At 69.3% G+C, this 19148-nt stretch carries 14 protein-coding genes and 1 pseudogene; 6 read left to right on the plus strand and 9 right to left on the minus strand.

Annotated features, from left to right (window positions below):
• Positions 1–7: 7 nt before the first annotated feature.
• Both hrpA and K3M35_RS01640 read right to left on the minus strand, forming a co-directional pair.
• Positions 8–3901: an ATP-dependent RNA helicase HrpA gene (gene hrpA / locus K3M35_RS01635; protein ID WP_220665908.1), complete on the minus strand. Its 3894-nt coding sequence runs from the start codon at positions 3899–3901 to the stop codon at positions 8–10.
• Positions 3902–3968: 67 nt separating this feature from the next.
• Positions 3969–4770, minus strand: a pseudogene (locus tag K3M35_RS01640) (TIGR03621 family F420-dependent LLM class oxidoreductase).
• 124 nt (positions 4771–4894) lie between these two features.
• Here K3M35_RS01640 and K3M35_RS01645 point away from each other — a divergent pair.
• The gene (locus K3M35_RS01645; protein ID WP_064060813.1) at positions 4895–6088 is read left to right on the plus strand and encodes an aspartate aminotransferase family protein; all 1194 of its coding nucleotides are present in this window, start codon (positions 4895–4897) and stop codon (positions 6086–6088) included.
• On the opposite strand, the gene K3M35_RS01650 is transcribed toward K3M35_RS01645, so the two are convergent.
• Positions 6048–6314 carry a hypothetical protein gene (locus tag K3M35_RS01650; RefSeq protein WP_006551320.1) on the minus strand — a complete coding sequence of 89 codons (267 nt, stop codon included), beginning with the start codon at positions 6312–6314 and terminating at the stop codon, positions 6048–6050. The genes K3M35_RS01645 and K3M35_RS01650 overlap by 41 nt on opposite strands.
• 72 nt (positions 6315–6386) lie before the next feature.
• On the opposite strand from K3M35_RS01650, the gene K3M35_RS01655 reads away from it, so the two are divergent.
• Entirely contained in the window at positions 6387–7097 is a 711-nt protein-coding gene (locus tag K3M35_RS01655; protein ID WP_006551321.1) for a hypothetical protein, read from the plus strand.
• Positions 7098–7198: 101 nt separating this feature from the next.
• The gene (locus tag K3M35_RS01660) at positions 7199–8128 is read left to right on the plus strand and encodes a hydrogen peroxide-inducible genes activator (RefSeq protein ID WP_220665909.1); all 930 of its coding nucleotides are present in this window, start codon (positions 7199–7201) and stop codon (positions 8126–8128) included.
• An 87-nt stretch (positions 8129–8215) separates the two neighbouring features.
• On the opposite strand, the gene K3M35_RS01665 is transcribed toward K3M35_RS01660, so the two are convergent.
• From K3M35_RS01665 to K3M35_RS01680, 4 genes are all read right to left on the minus strand, one after another.
• Positions 8216–8980 (minus strand): LysR family substrate-binding domain-containing protein, encoded by a 765-nt coding sequence (locus tag K3M35_RS01665; RefSeq protein ID WP_220665910.1) that lies wholly within the window; start codon positions 8978–8980, stop codon positions 8216–8218.
• 41 nt (positions 8981–9021) lie between these two features.
• Positions 9022–11526, minus strand: coding sequence for an RNA helicase (locus K3M35_RS01670; protein WP_006551324.1), 2505 nt, complete (start codon positions 11524–11526; stop codon positions 9022–9024).
• A 67-nt stretch (positions 11527–11593) separates the two neighbouring features.
• Positions 11594–12631, minus strand: a complete 1038-nt coding sequence (locus tag K3M35_RS01675) for an alpha/beta fold hydrolase (RefSeq protein ID WP_006551325.1) — start codon at positions 12629–12631, stop codon at positions 11594–11596.
• 174 nt (positions 12632–12805) lie between these two features.
• Positions 12806–13828, minus strand: a complete 1023-nt coding sequence (locus K3M35_RS01680) for a proteasome assembly chaperone family protein (RefSeq protein WP_024100699.1) — start codon at positions 13826–13828, stop codon at positions 12806–12808.
• 147 nt (positions 13829–13975) lie between these two features.
• On the opposite strand from K3M35_RS01680, the gene K3M35_RS01685 reads away from it, so the two are divergent.
• Together K3M35_RS01685 and K3M35_RS01690 are read left to right on the plus strand one after the other, a co-directional pair.
• Positions 13976–14716 (plus strand): sensor domain-containing protein, encoded by a 741-nt coding sequence (locus K3M35_RS01685; protein ID WP_308257040.1) that lies wholly within the window; start codon positions 13976–13978, stop codon positions 14714–14716.
• Positions 14717–14885: 169 nt separating this feature from the next.
• Complete coding sequence (locus K3M35_RS01690) at positions 14886–16022, plus strand: DUF4192 domain-containing protein (RefSeq protein ID WP_024100702.1); 1137 nt, start codon at positions 14886–14888, stop codon at positions 16020–16022.
• Between the two features lie 19 nt (positions 16023–16041).
• Here the strand turns inward: K3M35_RS01690 and galE are convergent, their stop codons facing one another.
• Both galE and K3M35_RS01700 read right to left on the minus strand, forming a co-directional pair.
• Positions 16042–17034 (minus strand): UDP-glucose 4-epimerase GalE, encoded by a 993-nt coding sequence (gene galE, locus K3M35_RS01695; RefSeq protein ID WP_175427942.1) that lies wholly within the window; start codon positions 17032–17034, stop codon positions 16042–16044.
• Between the two features lie 45 nt (positions 17035–17079).
• Complete coding sequence (locus tag K3M35_RS01700) at positions 17080–17766, minus strand: metal-dependent transcriptional regulator (RefSeq protein WP_006551330.1); 687 nt, start codon at positions 17764–17766, stop codon at positions 17080–17082.
• 104 nt (positions 17767–17870) lie between these two features.
• Between K3M35_RS01700 and K3M35_RS01705 the strand changes: the two genes are divergently transcribed.
• On the plus strand, positions 17871–19142 hold the full coding sequence (locus tag K3M35_RS01705; protein ID WP_006551331.1) for an acetoin utilization protein AcuC: 1272 nt from the start codon (positions 17871–17873) through the stop codon (positions 19140–19142).
• Positions 19143–19148: the final 6 nt, after the last annotated feature.

The raw sequence follows: 19148 nt of genomic DNA on the forward strand, positions 1-19148 counted from the left end.
CCGGTCGCTACCGGATCCCGTCGATCGCCTTCAGGACGCGCTTCTCCGACACTGGGATCCGCGTTCCGAGACCCTGCGCGAACAGGCTCACGCGCAGTTCCTCGATCATCCAGTAGATCTCGACCACCTCGGGCGCGGCGCGCCGTTCCTCCGGCAGTCGTGCGAGTAGCTTGTCGTAGGCGCCGTAGACGCGATCGAGCACATCCATTCCCGCGGCATCGCGATGCGCACTCGCCGGCAACGCCTCCAGGCGTTGCGCGGCCGCGGTGAGATAGCGCGGCAGGTCGGCGATCCGCCGCGACCCCAGATCGGTGACGAAGCCGGGGAACAGCAACGACTGCAGCTGTTCGCGTACGTCGTCGGCAGCCTCGCCGTCCGACCGATCGAGGAGCACACCCACCTCGTGGGCGCGGGACAGCACGGGCACAACCGCTTTCAACAGACGGGCCACGCGCCCCGGCAGGTGTGACCGCACCGTGGACGCGAGCGCCTCGAACTCGTCGGGCGTGCGCACGGGTGCGCCGTGTGCGGCGATAAGTTCGTCCACCGCGCAGGCACGGCAGTCCTCGATCAGCGCTTCGAACGATCCGTCGGGGTTCCGCCCGAGCGCGAGCCGCTCCATGTTGGTCAGCCCCGAGGTCACGGCCTTCGCCTTCGTCGGTGCCGACGACAGAAGCAGGGCACGCAACCCCTGACGCGTCGCGTTCTGCTGGGCCTGCGGTGTGCTGAGCACGCGCACCGCGACGCCGTCCTTCTCCGCGACCAGGGCAGGGTAACCGGTGACCTTCCGGCCACCGACCTCGCGGGTGACGGTCTCCGGCAGGTTCCCGAGGGTCTCGGCCGTCCACACCACCGCCGCGGGACGTTCGGTGCCCGCAGCGGCGCGCGAGACCTCCGCTTCGACCCGCGGAGCCAACTTCTTCCGCAGGGCCGCCAGGCTCTTGCTGCGGCCGAGCACGGTGCCGCGCTCGTCGACCGCGGCGAAGGTCATCCGCAGATGGTCGGGCAACGCACCGGTATCGAAGTCCGAGGACTCGATCGTGCACCGGCCGAGCCGGGACAGCTCGCGGGCCATCGCATTGACGAGCGGTTCGGAGCGCGGCGTCACCGAGGCGAGGGCGGCCGCTGCGAAATCGGGAGCCGGTACGACCTGCCTCCGAAGGTGTTTCGGCAGGGTCTTGATGAGGGCCGTGACCAGCTCGGTCCGCATCCCGGGTACCAGCCAGTCGAAACCGACGGACTTGAGGTTCGCGAGCAGCGCGACGGGGACGCGGGCGGTGACACCGTCCTCCTCCGTGCCCGGCTCGAACTGGTAGGTGAGGGGGAACTGGATCTCGCCCTGGCGCCACGCGTCCGGATAGTCGCCCTCGAGCACCGAGGCGGCGTCCTGGTTCACCACGGTGTCCGGCGTGAACGTCAGCAGGTCGGGTTGCTGCCTGCGGGTCTTCTTCCACCACGTGTCGAAGTGCCGGGCCGAGATCGCCTCCGGGCCGACCCGCTGGTCGTAGAAGTCGAACAGGGTCTCGTCGTCGACGACGATGTCGCGCCGGCGCGCACGGTGTTCGAGTTCCTCGACGTCCTCGAGCAGCGCCCGGTTGTCGTGGAAGAACTTGTGCTGCGTGCGCCATTCGCCTTGCACGAGGGCGTGGCGGATGAACAGTTCGCGCGAGACCTCCGGATCGATCCGTCCGTACGGCACGGGACGCTGGGCGACCAGGGGAATGCCGTAGAGCGTGACGCGTTCGTAGGCCATCGCCGACTCGCGGCGCGTCGACCAGTGCGGCTCCGAGTAGGTGCGCTTGACCAGGTGCGGAGCGAGCTTCTCGACCCATTCGGGTTCGATGCGCGCGGCCGTCCGCGCCCACAGCCGTGAGGTCTCCACGAGTTCGGCGGCCATGACCCAGCGCGGAGGCTTCTTGAACAACGACGATCCCGGGAAGACGGCGAACCGTGCGCCGCGGGCACCGAGGAAGTCGCGCTTGTCGCCCTCGCGAAGACCGATGTGCGACAGCAGACCTGCAAGCAGGGACTTGTGGACGTCGTCGGGATTCACGTCGCGGTGGTGCGTCTGCCAGCCCATGTCGACAGTGATCTGACGGAGCTGCCCCTGCAGGTCCTGCCACTCACGGATCCGCAACCAGTGCAGGAACTCGTCGCGGCACAACCTGCGGAACCTGCTCGACGACAGTTCCCGCCGTTGCTCCTTCAGGTAGTCCCACAATCGCAGGAAGGCCAGGAAGTCCGAGCCCTCGACCGCGAACCGGGCGTGCTTCTCGTCGGCGGCCTGCTGGAACTCGGTCGGGCGTTCGCGCACGTCCTGGATCGACAGGGCCGCGACGATGATGAGCACCTCGCGCAGACATCCGTTCCGGTGGCCCTCGACGATCATGCGGGCCATGCGCGGATCGACGGGCAGGCGGGCGATCTCGCGGCCCGTCGCGGTCAGGCGCGGCGTCTCGCCCTTCTTGGCGGGTTCGAGCGCGCCGAGCTCCTCGAGCAAAGCGATGCCGTCGCGGATCGCGCGGGGATCCGGGGCCTCCACGAACGGGAACGCCTCGATGTCGCCGAGACCGAGCGCCGTCATCTGCAACACTACCGACGCGAGGTTGGTGCGCAGGATCTCGGGCTCGGTGAACTCCGGCCGGCCGTCGAAGTCGTCCTCCGAGTACAGACGGATGCAGATGCCGTCGGCGACACGACCGCACCGTCCGGCGCGCTGCCGCGCCGAGGCCTGCGAGATCGGCTCGATCGGCAGTCGCTGCACCTTCGTCCGCACCGAGTACCGCGAGATACGTGCGGTGCCGGGGTCGACGACGTAGCGGATGCCGGGAACCGTCAGGGACGTCTCGGCGACGTTGGTGGACAACACGACCCGCCGGCCCGTGTGCGGTGCGAAGACCCGGTGCTGTTCGGCCGCCGACAGGCGTCCGTAGAGCGGGAGGATCTCGGTGTTGCGGAGCTTGCGGTCGCGCAGTGCGTCGGCGGTGTCGCGGATCTCGCGCTCGCCGGAGAGGAAGACCAGGATGTCGCCGTCGCCCTCACGCTGGAGTTCCTCGACGGCCTCGCACACCGCGTCGACGGGGTCGCGGTCGACCAGCGTGTCGCCCACCTCGACGGTCAGCGGCCGGTAACGCACCTCGACGGGATAGGTGCGGCCGGAGACCTCCACGATGGGGGCAGGCGTGCCGTTCGCGTCGGCGAAGTGGCGCGCGAAACGTTCGGGGTCGATCGTCGCCGAGGTGATGATCACCTTCAGGTCGGGGCGACGCGGAAGCAGCTGCGCGAGGTAGCCGAGCAGGAAGTCGATGTTGAGGCTGCGCTCGTGCGCCTCGTCGATGATGAGCGTGTCGTACTGGCGCAGCAGGCGGTCGCGCTGGATCTCGGCGAGGAGGATGCCGTCGGTCATCAGCTTGACGAGTGTCGACTCGGTGACCTGATCGTTGAAGCGCACCGTGTATCCGACGGCGTCGCCGAGCTCGGTGTCCAGTTCCTCCGCGAGTCGCTCGGCGACGGCGCGCGCGGCGATACGGCGCGGCTGGGTGTGGCCGATCAGGCCGCGAACCCCGCGCCCGAGTTCGAGGCAGATCTTCGGGATCTGCGTCGTCTTGCCCGAACCGGTCTCACCGGCGACCACTACGACCTGGTGGTCGCGGATCGCGGCGGCGATGTCGTCCTTGCGCTGCGAGACCGGTAGGTCCTCGGGATAACGGATCTCCGGGACCGACGACGCACGGGACGTGAGCCGGGCGCGGGCGGTCTCGATCTCGGCGGCGACCTCGGTCAGCGCCTCGCCGCCCCGCGCCCGGTCGAGCCTGCGACGGAGGCGGTTCTCGTCGCGGAGGGAGACCTCGGACAGGGCAGCGCGCAGTTCGCGACGATTCGGGGCGGGGGAGATGGACATGCTGATCACACAGCCTAGCGAAACGACCCGGTCGGGGCCGGTCGGGGAGGGCAGGCAGGCCAGGTGGTCAGCCCGCCAGAGCACGCACCCGGCCGATCACTTCACCGAAGGTCTCCCGGTACGGGGCGTGGACCGTGAAGTGGGTGAACCCGTAGCGCTCCCGGCTGTGCAGGATCTGCCCGGCCATCTCGTCGACCGTGCCGATCAGCACGAACGGCGAGTCGAGCAGGTCGTCGGCCTCGGCCGGGGTGGCGATGCGGAACGTCCCCGGTGGCCTCCCGGGCAGCAGGACGGCACCCGCGACACTCACGATGTCGGCGTGGGCGGCGACGACGGAAAAGATCCGGTCGCGGTGCCTCCGACGATCAGGGGCGGGCCGTAGCCGCCGAATCCGCGCCGCTGCACCGGACGGAGCACGGGCAGGTCGAATGCTTCGCGCAACGCCGCCTGCTCGTCGAAACCGGGCGCGGTGAACGATCGCTGCAGTTCCTGCACGGTGGATTCGAGACGCTCGGCGCGCTCGTCGAAGCGTTCCCACTCGATCCCGGCCGCCTCGAACTCCCATCTCATGTGGCCCCTGCTCCGAGGCCGATCTCGAGCCGGCCGCCGGTGAGCACATCGGTGGTCGCGATCTCGCGGGCGAGCAGTGCCGGATTCCAGAAACCGGCATTGAGCACCATCGTGCCGACCCGCAGACGCTCGGTGGCACCGGCGGCGGCGACCAGGACGGGGAACGGCGCGGGGACACCGAGATGGTCGGCCGCGTACACCGCGTCGAAACCCGCGTCCTCGACGGCGCGGCACCAGCGAACGAACACATCGGGAGACCCGACCTCGAAGATGTTGACGGAGAAGCGGAACTCGGTCATGGCACCAGGGTGGCGGGTACGGGCCTCCGGCGCCAGAGTCGTTTCCTCCGCATACGATGGCGGGTGTCGTGATCGTCGTGGACGGGAGTTGGTCGTGGGTGCGTTGTGGCACGGATTCGCCGATATGGGCGCGATCGAACGGGACGGCGCATTCGTCGTGTCGCGCGGGGAAGGCGCGTACATCTGGGACGACGCCGGCAACCGTTACCTCGATGCCACCGCCGGACTGTGGTTCACCAATGTCGGTCACGGCCGCACCGAGATCGGCGACGCGATCGCAGCGCAGGTCGCCAAGCTCGCCCACTACTCGAACTTCGGCGATCTGACCTCCGAACCCGCCGTCGAACTCGCCGAGCGTCTCGCGGGGATCGCCCCGGTTCCGGGCAGCAAGATCTTCTTCACCTCCGGTGGATCCGACTCCGTCGACTCGGCGGCCAAGCTCGCGCGGCGGTACTGGCAGGAGGTCGGGAAGCCCGGCAAGCGGCTGCTGGTCTCGCGCGAGAAGGCGTACCACGGCATGCACGTCGGCGGCACCTCGCTCGCCGGTATCCCCGTCAACGGTGAGGGCTACGGCCGCCTGTGGGAGGACACCGCGCGGGTTGCGTGGGACGACGCCAAGGCGCTGCTCGAACTCATCGATTCGGTCGGTGCCGACTCCATCGCGGCCTTCTTCTGCGAACCCGTCATCGGTGCGGGCGGGGTGTACCTGCCGCCGGACGGCTATCTCGCCGAGATCCGCGACATCTGCCGCGACCACGACATCCTGTTCGTCGTCGACGAGGTGGTCACCGGCTTCGGTCGTATCGGTGGTTCGTGGTTCGCGTCGTCGCGATTCGACCTGGAGCCCGACATGGTCACCACCGCCAAGGGACTCACCTCCGGTTACCTGCCGATGGGCGCCCTGTTCGTCGCTCCGCGCGTCGCCGAACCGTTCTTCGCCGGAGACGTGTGGTGGCGCCACGGCTACACCTACGGTGGGCACGCCGCTGCTGCGGCGGCCGCGCTCGCCAACCTCGACATCATCGAGCGTGAGAATCTGCTCGCCGAGGCGGCGCGGATCGAGCGGACTCTGCACGAGAAGCTCGCTCCGCTGGCGGACCACCCGCGGGTGGCCGAGGTGCGCAGCGGCCTCGGTGCGGTGGCGGCCGTGCAGCTCGCCGATCCGTCCGAAGCTCTCGGTTTCGTCAAAACCCTGCGGCAGCATGGGATCTCGGGACGCGCGGCCGGTCAGGGCGCGATGCAGATCTCCCCGTCGTTCGTGATGACCGACGAGCAGATCACCGATCTCGCCGACGGAATCGCCGCAGCACTCGGCTGATCCGTTCCTTCGGCCCGATCGGTACCTCGGCGAGGGGGAGTTCGGCGCTGCCGTCGCGTGCGGCGAGTGAACGGGCATAGCGCTCGTGCAACACCGAACGCACCTCGTCGGGGCTGTAGTTCCGTCGCTGTCGCTCGTTGCGGGCGGCGACAGCACCGGTCGCCGCGACTCCCACGATCCCAGCGAGTCCGACGAGCTTCCACCACTTGCCACCGCGCAGTGCCATGGGGCGACCCTAGCGGTCCGTCGGGGTCATGGGGACGACCCCAGCGGCCGTCGGGCATGGCAGGCTGACGGCATGGACACTTCGTCGGCAGATCGGTCCGCCGGTGCGCGTTCGCGTCTCACCCTCGACGAGGCCGTGGCGACGACCCGCACGGGGGACCTGTGGATCTTCCGCGGCGCCACCCCGGCCGACCGAGCAATCCAGACGCTGACCAACGCACCGGTGAACCACGTGGGGATGACGGTCGCGCTCGAGGACCTGCCGCCGCTGATGTGGCACGCCGAGCTCGGACGCAGTCTCCCGGACATGTGGACCGGGCGGCACCAGCGCGGCGTGCAGTTGCACGACCTGCGCAGTGCGGTGCAGGTGTGGGCCGCGCGTTACGGCCAGCGCGGCTGGCTGCGGCAGGTCTCGGTGGCGGTCACCCCGGACCAGGAGGACCAGCTGCTGCGCACGATCGCGCGGCTCGACGGCACACCGTTCCCGTCGACGACGAAACTCACGGGGCGATGGTTCGCGGGCCGGCTCCCGCGCCGTCGCCGGGCGGCCGTACCGTCCGGTGGGCTCGAGAGCGCGTACTGCGCCGAAGTGGTGGGGCTGACGCTGGAGGAGATGGGGCTGCTGCGGCAACGGCACCGGGGGAGCAACTGGTACGACCCCGGCCGGTTCTGGAGCGGCGATCGGCTGCCGCTCGCTCCCGGTGTGGAGTTCGGTGGCGAGATCGAGGTCGTGCTGGACGAGGACGACCTCGCTGCCGGAAGAGCGGCGGGCTCGGCGTCGTAGGACCTGGCAGTCGGCGCAGCGAGCGCCCGTCTCGTGGTCGACGCACGACCGTCCGATAGCTGCGAAAGGTAGAGACGATAGGTCGCACTACACTGATAGGCGTGACCGATCAGAGCTACCAGCCCACCCTCTCGCAGCTGCGTGCCTTCGTCGCGGTGGCCACCTACCGCCACTTCGGCACGGCAGCAGCGCGACTCGAGGTCAGCCAGCCCACCCTGTCCCAGGGGCTGGCGGCTCTCGAGAACGGCCTCGGCGTCCAGCTCATCGAGCGGAGCACCCGCCGCGTGCTCGTGACACCGGTGGGAGCGCGCCTGCTTCCCTACGCGGAGGTGGTACTCGACGCCGCCGACGGCTTCGTCGACGCGGCTGCAGGAGTGTCCGACGGACTCTCGGGCCCGCTGCGGGTGGGCCTGATCCCCACCGTCGCGCCCTACGTCCTGCCCGAGATCCTGCCCGCACTCGACCGGGCGATGCCGGCGCTGTCGCTGCAGGTCGTCGAGGACCAGACCGCGCGTCTCCTCGACGCCCTGCGCGCCGGAACCCTCGACGTCGCCGTCCTCGCCCTGCCCGCAGACGTCTCGGGTGTCATCGAAGTGCCGCTGTACGACGAGGATTTCGTCCTCGTCCTGCCGACCGGACACGAACTCGCCGGGCGCACCGACCTCTCGGTCTCCGCGCTCGACGACGCACAACTGCTGCTGCTCGACGAAGGCCACTGCCTGCGCGACCAGACACTCGACCTGTGCCGGTCCATCGACGCGCGACCGGCACTCGGCGACACCCGCGCGACCTCCCTGTCCACCGTGGTGCGCTGCGTCGCAGGACGATTGGGCGTCACCCTCGTCCCGGCCTCCGCGGTCGCCGTCGAAACTGCCCGGGGAGACCTCGAGGTCGCGCACTTCGCGGACCCGGCACCCGGCCGCCGGATCGGGCTGGTGTTCCGCTCGTCGTCCCCACGCGGAGTCGACTACCGCATCCTCGCCGACACCATCCGTGGCTGCGTCCCGCCGACCTGCCGCCCCGTTTCCTGACGAAGACCCCGATCAGCGCCGACCGCGGCAGTGTCGATCAGCACCGACCGCGGCAGTGTCGATCAATGCTTACCGCGGCGGTATCGATCAGCGCTTACCGCGCCGAGGCTTCCCGGGGCGCTTCCGCGCGGACGTCCCCGCCCGGCGGGACGTCTTGGGCTCGGGCGCGCGGCGCTTCGGGGTCGAGCCCTTGCGTTCGCCACGACGCGAGGTGCCGCCCGACTCGGCGTCCGGCTCGGAATCGCTGCGGCCACGGGAACTGTTGGCCGTCCGTCCCCGGACGATGCCCACGAACTCGTCGACGTGATCGGTCGTCCGGTCGGTGACCCACACGAGACCCACCTGGGACGCGGGCGCGTCGACGACGGGACGGTAGGTCAGGTCGCGGCGGTGGTACAGGCGGGCGAGCGACTGCGGCGTGACGAGCACACCCACCTCCGAGGCGACGTGCGAGATCGCGTCCTCGGTGGTCGCGGGCCGCTCGAACGCCTCCTCACCGGGTAGGGCGACCCAGTCGAGCACGTCGTCGAGCGGATGCAGCACCGTCTCGTCGGCGAGGTCGGACACCGACACCTCGTCGACCGCCGCGAACACGTGCTCCTTGGGCACCACTACGACGGAGACCTCGGTGTAGAGCGGGATGACCGACAGGCCGTCCCGCTGCAGCGGCAGGCGCAGCAGCGCGATGTCGGCGACGTCCTCGCGTAGCGGATCCGCACCGGCCGTGGGTTCGACGGGGACCAGTTCGATCGGGACGTCCGGCATCCGCTCGTTCCACACCCGCACCCACTTCGCGGGGGTGACACCCGGGACGTAGGCCAAGCGGAAGGGTTGCACGGTCGGTTCGCTCACCGAGTCAGGCTACCGCTCCCGAGGTCCGCCGCCTGCGACGATCAGCCCTCGACGATCTCGAACTCGTCGAACACCACTTCACCGGCCGCATCGGACTCGCGGAGGTTCACCTCGCCGATCAACGCCCAGCCGTGATCGCCCTGCGGATCGTGCAGGGTCTGACGCACCCGCCACAACTCGGGACCCATCTCGACGGTGAACAGCAGCGGTCCACGCGCGTCGGGGCCGGTACCGATCTCGTCGTACTCGTCGAAGTACAGCTCGAGCAGGTCTTCCCAGTCCTCGGCGTCGAGACCGTCGCCGAGGGCCGCGAGTTCGTCCCAGCGTCGACGCGAGGCCAGTTCGACCCGCTTGAACATCGCGTTGCGGACCATGACCTTGAACGCGCGGACGTTCGCGGACAACGGGCGAGGGGAGTCGACGCCGAACGCGATCTGCTGGTCGTCGGATTCCACCCCGGGATGGGTGAGGGACTCCCACTCGTCGAGCAACGATGAGTCGACCTGCCGGATCAGCTCGCCGAGCCACTCGATGATGTCCTCGAGTTCCTCCGTGCGCGCGGCGTCCGGCACCGTCTGCCGCAGCGCGCGGTAGGCGTCGGCGAGATAGCGCAGGACCAGCCCCTCGGAGCGGGCCAGGCCGTAGTGCGAGACCATCTCGGAGAAGGTCATGCTGCGCTCGATCATGTCGCGCACCACCGACTTCGGGGAGAGGGGGAACTCCGACACCCAGGGATGCCCACCCCGGTACGTCTCGAAGGCCGGCTCGAGTAGCTCCACGAGCGGCTTGGGCCAGGTGATCTCCTCGAGCAGTTCCATCCGCTCGTCGTACTCGATGCCGTCGGCCTTCATCTGTGCGACGGCCTCACCGCGTGCGGCATGCTGCTGCGCCATGAGCACCTGACGGGGATCGTCGAGGGTCGATTCGATGACCGACACCACATCGAGCGCGTAGGTGGGGGAGTCGACGTCGAGCAGTTCGATCGCTGCGAGGGCGAACGGCGACAGCGGCTGGTTGAGCGCGAAGTCGCGTTGCAGGTCGACGGTGAGGCGGGCCCGGCGCCCGAACTCGTCGGGCTCGTCGAGTTGCTGCACCACACCCGCTTGGAGCAGGCCCCGGTACAGCGAGATCGCCTTGAGGATGTGCTTGCGCTGCGCCGGACGGGGTTCGTGGTTGTCCTCGAGCAGATGCCGCATCGCGTCGAAGCAGTTGCCCGGTCGCGCAATGACGTTGAGCAGCATCGAGTTGCTCACCGAGAACCGTGACTGCAGCGGTTCGGGCGACGCCGCGATCAGCTTGTCGAAGGTGCCCTCGCCCCACGAGACGAACCCTTCGGGTGCCTTCTTGCGCTGCACCTTCCGGCGCTTCTTCGGGTCGTCCCCGGCCTTGGCGAGGGCCCGGACGTTCTCGATCTCGTGCTCGGGGGCCTGTACGACGACGGTGCCCATCGTGTCGTATCCCGCGCGGCCTGCGCGACCGGCGATCTGGTGGAACTCGCGCGCCTTGAGCTGCCGGGTGCGGGTGCCGTCGAACTTCGTCAGGCCCGTGAGCAACACGGTGCGGATCGGCACGTTGATGCCGACGCCGAGCGTGTCGGTTCCGCAGATGACCTTCAGGAGCCCGTCCTGCGCGAGCTTCTCGATCAGGCGCCGGTACTTCGGCAGCATGCCCGCATGGTGCACACCGATACCGTGCCGGACGAGACGCGAGAGGGTCTTGCCGAAGCCGGTGGAGAACCGGAAGTCGCCCAGCGCGGTGGCGATCGCCTCCTTCTCGGCCTTCGTGCACATGTTCACGCTGGTCAGGGCCTGGGCGCGCTCGAGAGCCGCGGCCTGGGTGAAGTGCACGACGTAGACGGGTGCCTGATGGGTGGTGACGAGTTCTTCGATCGCTTCACCGATGGGTGCCTGCGAGTACGAGAAGGTCAACGGGACGGGTCGTTCGGAGCCCGAGACCTCCACCGTCGGCCGTCCGGTGCGGCGGGTCAGATCCTTCTGTAGGAAGGTCACGTCGCCGAGCGTCGCGGACATGAGCAGGAACTGTGCGTGCGGCAACTCGATGAGCGGAACCTGCCACGCCCACCCGCGGTCGGGTTCGGAGTAGAAGTGGAACTCGTCCATCACGACCTGGCCGATGTCGGAGTCCGGTCCCTCGCGCAAGGCGAGATTCGCGACGATCTCGGCGGTCGCGCAGATGATCGGTGCTCCGGCGTTGACCGATGCGTCGCCGGTCATCATGCCGACCTTGTCGGCGCCGAAGACGTCACACAGGGCGAAGAACTTCTCGCTCACGAGCGCCTTGATCGGGGCGGTGTAGAAGGTGCGCTTCCCGGCAGCGAGCGCGAAGAAGTGCGCGCCGAGCGCTACCATCGACTTTCCCGAGCCGGTGGGCGTGGCGAGGATGACGTTGGAGCCGGCGACGAGCTCCATGAGCGCTTCCTCCTGCGCCGGATACAGCGAGATGCCACGATCCGTCGTCCAGGTGGTGAACGCGTCGAACAGCGCGTCGTCGTCGACGGGGTCGGGTATCAGATCGGGAAGCAGCACTTCTCCAGGCTAGTCGGAAGGACCCGACCCACCGCCGCGGGTCGCGTGGCCCGGCGTGTAGTGCAGGTCAGGTGGCGCTGCGCTCGTCCGAACCCATCGCGCCGAGCACCGCCATGCGGGTCTCCGGGCCACCGCTGATCTGCGACTCGCTCACACCCGACACGAGGAGCCGGCGCCAGCGGTCGAGGTCGAACTCCAGAGGAGCGGTGGTCTCCAGGAAGTTCTCGACCACCCGCAGGAAGCGCAGCGGGTCGTCGCGGAACGGGAAGTGGCCGGAGCCCCGGAAGATCTCGAGACGTGAACCGGGCATGGCCGAATGCGCGAGATAGGCGTGGGCGATGGGGATGACGCTGTCGTGATCGCCCCAGATGAGCTGGACGGGAAGGTTCTCCGTCAGATAACAGCGGTCGAGCATGGTCACCACCTGACCGCGCCAGTCGACCACCGCGCGCAGCGTGCGCAAATACGCTTCGTAGGCCGTGGGGTCGGGGAGGTTCCCCAGTACGCGCACCAGATCCGAGGTGTCGTGCAGCAGGGCACCGGGCCTCAGTGGCGATCCGTTGACCCGGTTCAGCATCGCGCCGGCAGCGCGCAGGACGGGCATCGCCCCGGGCAGTCGCAGGACCCGCAGCGCTTCGCTGACGATCGGCACCGAGATCAGCCGCAGGGCAAGATGGACGTCCTTGGTGACCCCGCCGGACGCGACGAGCACCAGACGCTCGACCATGTGCGGGAACTGGTAGGCGAACTGCATCGCCACCCCGCCGCCGAGCGAATGGCCGATCACCGTGACCGATTCGATCCCGAGGACCGACAGCAGGTCGCGCATACCGTTCGCGTAGGCGGCCACCGAGTAGTCGGCCCGCGGCTTGTCGGATCGACCGTGCCCGAGCAGGTCGGGGGCGATCACGGTGTACTTCTCCGCCAGGTGCGGGATCACGTCCTGCCAGGTCGACGAGTCGTCACCGATTCCGTGTACGAGCAGCAGTGCGGGACCGCTTCCGGCCAGGCGGAACGCGCGTCGGTAACCGTGGATCGTGCGGAACACGATGCGGGGTTCGTTGTCCGGAACCGGGCGGAGCGTCCGGGCGCGCGGTGGAACCATGAGCGTCTCCTGCGACGTCGGTGATCGCGTGGTGGTAGTCAGGCTGCCCGACCCGTGGCCGAGAACCGGACACAACTACCACTGTGGCATGTCGCCGAAGCGTACATGTCTGTATGTGACGTCGACAACGACGATTGTGATGATCATGAAACATCCGGCGAACCCGCCGTGGTGTCAACGCGGAGCGGAATCGTCCCCGTCGTCCGGGTCGAACTCGCCGAATCCGCCGTCGCCGGTTCTTCCGTCGTCCGGACCGGGGAGATCGCCGCCGGGACCGGCGCCGCGCCGGTCGTATTCGGCGAGGAACCGCTCGAACTCCGCCCCGATCTCCTCACCCGTCGGCAGACTCTCGTCGGTCGGCAGGGGAGAGGTCTGCTGTTCCTGGGCGGCGACGTAGCTGTCGTATTGCCGCTCGAGCGCGTGCACCACGCCGAGGACCTCGGCATTGTCCTCGATGTGCTCGTCGATCTGCTCCCGCACCCGCGCCGCGGCCTCACCGAGCGCCTGCAGAGACAGCTCGAGGCCGCCGACCTCTGCGACGTTCGTCAGCAGCGTCTCGGCGGCCGCCGGATAGTCGGTCTGGGCGAGATAGTGCGGCACGTGCACGGAGAAGCCTACGGACTCGTGCCCGTGCTGGCCCATGCGGTATTCGAGCAGCGACGACACTCCCGCGGGCACCTGGAGCTCGCCCGACCAACGGTGGTGCCCCGCGATGAGGTCCTTGTTCGTCGAGTGCGCGGTGACCGCCAACGGCCGGGTGTGCGGGATCGCCATGGGGATCGCGTTGAGTCCGATGGTCCGCCGCACCCCGAACTGCTCGGCGAGCAACCGCACCGCGGTGATGAAACGCTCCCACTTCAGATCCGGCTCGGCACCCGCGAGCAGCAGGAACGGGGTGCCGGCCTCATCGATGAGCGCGTACAGGTTCAGTTCGGGCTCGGCGTAGTCCGAGAAGTGGTCGGCCTTGAACGTCATGAGCGGCCGACGCGACCGGTAGTCGATCAGTTCGTCGACGGCGAACGACGCGACGAGCTCGGTCTCCAGACTCTCGCGCAGGTGCGTGGTCGCCAGGCGCACCGCGTGTCCCGCGTCGGCGAAACCTTCGAGACCGTGCACGAGGACCGGCCCCTCACCTTCCGGGGAGGTGAGCTGCGGAGCCGGGAATTCCAGCTCGTACATGCGGGACTGTTCGTCCATCTGCGAACCACTCCGATCACACTTCGTCTCGGCATCTCCGCCGGGGTCACCCGACGTGGCATGGTGGTGTTCGAGTCTAATCGACGCTACGACGACCGATTCCGGGGCGCACATCCTGCCCGACGTCGACGACCGAGGGAGGTTCGGGTGACCCGACGCGACACTCGTCCGAGGCGCCGCGCATCGGCCGCCCGAAGCGCGGTGGCGACAGCGTGCCTGATGCTCGCATCCGCCTGCTCCCAGACCGTCTCCGGCGTCCCCCGGCCCGAACCGGCAGCCCTGACGGGAACCGCGCCTGCACCTGCACCCGCGATTGTCCGGGCACCGGGCGAGCTGGTGCTTCCTCCCGAACGTTTTCCCGAACCGTACGTCGCGGTGGTCCTCCCACCGGAGGCCGTGGCGCAGGCAGCGCCCGACCTGACCGGGATCCAGCCCGGCTCGAAGGTCGATCCGGGCGGATGTCTGCCGCCCGCGCAGAATTACGCCCCCGAGAGCACCGCCATGGTGGTCGGTACCGACAACGCCAGTCGCGCGACGATCAGTGTCGAGGTCACCCGTTCCGCTCCGGACGTCGGCGAGTACCGCACCTATCTCACCGAGTGCTCGCAGGTGGACGCCACCGTGCGGGGGATCACCTCGACCGTCTCGACCGTCCTCGGCGACGATCCCGCCATAGCCGTCGACGGGGCCGAGACGCTGGCCCTGACCCGCACGGTCGACTCCGGCAGGGGATCGGGTGGCATGACGCAGTCGATGGCCGCGCGGATCGCGCAGATCGGGGACGTGCGTGTGACGGTCACGTACCTGTCCTTCGACGCGGCGCCGCCCGACGCCGACAATCTCGACCTCGTGTTCCGGGAGGCCGTCGACTTCGCCGCCCGCCCCTGACGGGGCCGGGCGCGCACCCTAACAGCGTTCACCGACGGGATCGTCCGTTCGGCACGGGTCGACGATGCCGGTCGCGGAGTTGTCCACAGCCGGCCGGTTCATCCCCAGAAGGCCGCGGAACGACCCCGGGAGTCGCTTTCCGCTCGGGCCGATGGGCCACGGTTCGAGCATGACAACTTCCACGCCTTCGTCGTCGCATCCCCTCCGTCTCACCGATGTCGGTGACGTGATCGCCGCCCTGCCCGCCCTCATGGGCTTCCCGCCGATGCGTTCGATCGTCGTGATGTGCCTGACCCCGACGGGTGACGCTCCGACCCGCCCGAACGGGAAGGTGGCGAGTATCGGCGCCGTGATGCGACACGACCTCGTCCTGCCCCGGCCCGGAGAGTCGGTCCCGGAACCCATGCGCGCGGCGTTCCGGCGCTTCTGCGCCGTCTGTGCCCGCGAGGGCGCGGAATCTGTGGTGGCCGTTCTCGTGGACGACGACCTCATCGACCGGCACGATCCGGTGATCGCCGACGTGTGCAGGCTCGTCGACGACTTCGCCGACCATCTCGACGCCGTCGGCATCGACCTGGCGGGGGTGTACGCGCTACCGGAGATCACCGGTGGAGCGACCTGGTTCGTGCCCGGCCAGAACATCACCGGCAGCGTGGCCGATCCCGGGTCCTCGGTGGTCGCGGTGGCCCGGGTGTTCGAGGGCAGCCCGATCCGCGGCTCCCGCACCGAGCTCGCCGCACTGCTCGCGCCGTATCCGCCGGCGGTGAGGCAGGAAGTCGCGCGGTGTATCGACGAGGTCGTCGAGACCCGCGACCGCGAGTACGAACGCTGTGCCCGCGAGGGCGGCGGCGAACGCGCCGACCGTCTCGAACTCGAAACCGTGCTCGCACACATCGAGACGTACGCCGGCGGAACGGATCCCAGCGCGTCCGACATCGCCGAGCTGGCCGTCCTGCTCGCCAACCGCACGGTGCGCGACGCCGCCATGGGACTTGCGACCGGACCGCTCGCACGGCCGGCGGAGCGTCTGTGGACCGAGCTCGCCCGGGCCCTGCCCGATCCCGAGCGGGCCGATGCCGCCGCGCTTGTCGGCTTCGGCGCTTACGTGCGCGGCGACGGTCCGCTCGCCGGGGTCGCGCTCGCAGCGGCCCTCGAATCCGACCCCCGCCACCGGCTTTCGGATCTGCTCGACCAGGCCCTGCAGGCGGGACTGCGTCCCGAGTCGATCCGTGGCCTCGCGGAGACCGGACACGAGATCGCGGCGCGGCTGGGACTCGAACTGCCGCGCGGCGACGAACCGTCCTGAACCGGAGCCGTGTCCTCGATCAGCGTCGAGCAGCGTGCAGCCGGTCGCCGAGAGACCGGGTGAACTCCCACGCATCGGAGACGATCTCGTCGAGATCGGTGTGCTGGGGGTTCCACCCGAGCTCGGAGATCGCGCGGCTGCTCGAGGCGATGAGCACGGCCGGATCACCGGCACGGCGCGGCGCGTCGACCGCTGCGATCGGCAGGCCCGTGACTCGCTCGCACGCCGAGATGACCTCGCGGACGGTGAAGCCCTCTCCGCTGCCGAGGTTGTAGATGCCGTGGCGGCCGGGTTCGGACTTCGTCAGTGCCAGTACGTGGGCGTCGGCGAGATCCTTGACGTGGATGTAGTCGCGCACCGCGGTGCCGTCCTTGGTCGGCCAGTCGGTGCCGAAGACCGAGATGTGATCGCGCACACCGAGAGCGACCTGCAGCACGAGTGGGATCAGATGCGTCTCGACGACCCGGTTCTCCCCGGCACCGCCGTAGGCGCCGGCGACGTTGAAGTACCGCAGACTCGTCGCCGCGAGACCGTGAGCGTGCGCGTACGAGGAGATCGCATGATCGATGGCGAGCTTCGACGCACCGTACGGGTTGGTCGGCCGGGTGGGCGCGTCCTCGGTGATCGGCACGCTGTCGGGTTCGCCGTAGGTCGCGGCGGTGGAGGAGAACACCAACCGTGGGGTACCCGAGCGGCGGACGGCCTCGAGCAGGGCCAGGGTGGTCACCACGTTGCCTTGCCAGTACTTCTCGGGGAACTCCACCGACTCGCCGACGAGGGACTGTGCACCGAAGTGGAGGACGCCGTCGAAACGGGATCCGGAGAGCAGTTCGTCGGCGACGGCCGCGATGTCGCCCTCGACGAACTCGGCACCGGTGGGCACCGCTTCGGCGTTCCCGGTGGACAGGTCGTCGACGACCACGACGTCGTGGCCCTGCTCGAGCAACACGGTCGTGCACACGCTGCCCACATAGCCGGCGCCGCCGGTCACCAGAAGTCTCACGCTGGACATCCCCTTTTCGCACGCCCGTACCGGACATGCGAAAAGGGGCCTGGGTCAGACCTGCTTCACCTGCACGGCGTGGGCCATCTCGTCGGAAAGCTCGAAGCTGTCGTGACCGGCCACGGTGATGGACACCGAGCCCGGTCGCGTCTCGACTGTAACCCGCGCGTCCGGGACCACACCGGCCTCACGCAGTCGCGCGATGACCTCGGGGTCGGACTGGACGTACTCCGCGAGCCGGCGTACCACGACCGCGGTCGGCTTGCCGTGCGGGATGTCCGTCAACCGCACCAGCTTCTCGTCGAGGACCGCCGTGCGGTCGAGGCCGAGCTGGGCCAGTCCTGGAATGGGGTTGCCGTAGGGGGAGGTGGTCGGGTTGTTGAGCACCTCCACGAGACGCCGCTCGACCTCCTCGCTCATCACGTGTTCCCAGCGGCAGGCCTCGGCGTGCACGTTCTCCCAGTCGAGACCGATCACGTCCACGAGAAGCCGTTCCGCGAGCCGGTGCTTGCGCATGACCGAGACCGCGAGATCGCGGCCCTTCTCGGTGAGCTGCAGGTGGCGGTCGCCGGCGACCCGGAGCAGGCCGTCGCGTTCCATGCGGGCCACGGTCTGGCTGACCGTCGGTCCGCTCTGTTCGAGGCGCTCGGCGATACGCGCGCGCAGCGGCACCACGCCTTCCTCTTCCAAGTCGTAGATGGTCCGGAGATACATCTCCGTTGTATCGACCAGGTCCTTCACTCTCACACCCCTTCGTCTGGGCCGATTCTAACCGTGCGAACAGGACGGTGGGGGCGCCCTCCGAGGCTCGCATGTCCGTGGGTGGACCAGTAGCGTCTGTGTCCATGACCACGAGCTCCACCGCGGCGGGCGGTACGACACAGCTGAGCGGCGATCGGATAGTGGTGTGGAGCCCCGACTACCTCGACTACCGGTGGGGTCCGACACATCCGATGAACCCCACGCGTCTCGATCTCACGATGGCGCTGTCCCGCAGTCTCGGTCTCCTCGAAGGCGTCGAGACGGTCCGCCCGTCCCCTGCGGACGACACCGATCTGCTGCGCATCCACACCTCGTCCTACGTCGACGCGGTCAAGCGCGCGGGCTCCGCTCCGGAGGGAGCGGCACCCCCGGCCGACGCACCCCACGGTCTCGGCACCGAGGACAACCCGATCTTCCCCCGTATGCACGAGGCCAGCGCGACGCTCGCCGGGGGAACCCTCGCGGCCGCACGCGAGATCGCGAGCGGCCGGGCCCGCCGTGCGGTGAGCATCGGGGGCGGCATGCACCACGCGATGGCCGACTGGGCCGCCGGGTTCTGCGTCTACAACGACGCCGCCATCGCGATCTCGTGGCTGCTCGACCACGGCTACGACCGCATCGCCTACATCGACGTCGACGCCCACCACGGCGACGGTGTGCAGCACGCATTCCTCGGCGATCCCCGCGTCCTGACCATCTCCCTGCACCAGCATCCCGCGACGCTGTGGCCCAACACCGGGTGGTCCAGCGAGGTCGGTTCGGGTCCGGCCGAGGGCACCGCGATCAATCTGCCGGTACTGCCGGGCACCGTGGACGCGTTGTGGTTGCGCGCCTTCCATGCCGTCGTGCCGGGCGCGGTCGCGGCGTTCCGCCCCCAGATACTCATCAGTCAGTGCGGTGCCGACAGCCACCGCGAGGACCCTCTGGCCGATCTCTCCCTGACCGTCGACGGCCAGCGCGCGTCGTATCTCGCGATGCGCGATCTCGCCGACCGCTACTGCGAGGGTCGCTGGCTCGCCGTGGGCGGCGGCGGTTACGGCCTCGTGCGGGTGGTGCCGCGCGCCTGGACCCACCTGATCGCCGCGGCGCTGGACCGCGAGATCGACCTGAGCACCCCGGTTCCGGCGGACTGGAGCGAGCGCGTCGGCGCTCTCGCCCCGAGCGTCGAACTGCCCACGGTCATGGGGGAGGGCTCCGACGTCTCGTACCTGCCGTGGGACGGTCCCGGTGGCACACCGGAAACGGGGATCGCGTCCCTGGACCGCGCACTGACCCGCATCGATTCGGCGATCATCGCCACGAGGCGGGCGGCCTTCCCGCTGCTCGGCCTGGACCCGGAGGACCCCCGTGACTGACCGGCA

The organism is Rhodococcus sp. DMU2021 (assembly GCF_019641445.1).
In the GTDB taxonomy this organism is placed as follows: domain Bacteria; phylum Actinomycetota; class Actinomycetes; order Mycobacteriales; family Mycobacteriaceae; genus Rhodococcus; species Rhodococcus pyridinivorans.

Bases quoted from the DNA above. Each gene is read 5' to 3' on its own strand.
- hrpA (WP_220665908.1), bottom strand. From the start codon at position 3,901: ATGTCCATCTCCCCCGCCCCGAATCGTCGCGAACTGCGCGCTGCCCTG.
- K3M35_RS01645 (WP_064060813.1), top strand. From the start codon at position 4,895: ATGGGCGCGATCGAACGGGACGGCGCATTCGTCGTGTCGCGCGGGGAA.
- K3M35_RS01650 (WP_006551320.1), bottom strand. From the start codon at position 6,314: ATGGCACTGCGCGGTGGCAAGTGGTGGAAGCTCGTCGGACTCGCTGGG.
- K3M35_RS01655 (WP_006551321.1), top strand. From the start codon at position 6,387: ATGGACACTTCGTCGGCAGATCGGTCCGCCGGTGCGCGTTCGCGTCTC.
- K3M35_RS01675 (WP_006551325.1), bottom strand. From the start codon at position 12,631: ATGGTTCCACCGCGCGCCCGGACGCTCCGCCCGGTTCCGGACAACGAA.
- K3M35_RS01680 (WP_024100699.1), bottom strand. From the start codon at position 13,828: ATGGACGAACAGTCCCGCATGTACGAGCTGGAATTCCCGGCTCCGCAG.
- K3M35_RS01690 (WP_024100702.1), top strand. From the start codon at position 14,886: ATGACAACTTCCACGCCTTCGTCGTCGCATCCCCTCCGTCTCACCGAT.
- galE (WP_175427942.1), bottom strand. From the start codon at position 17,034: ATGTCCAGCGTGAGACTTCTGGTGACCGGCGGCGCCGGCTATGTGGGC.
- K3M35_RS01705 (WP_006551331.1), top strand. From the start codon at position 17,871: ATGACCACGAGCTCCACCGCGGCGGGCGGTACGACACAGCTGAGCGGC.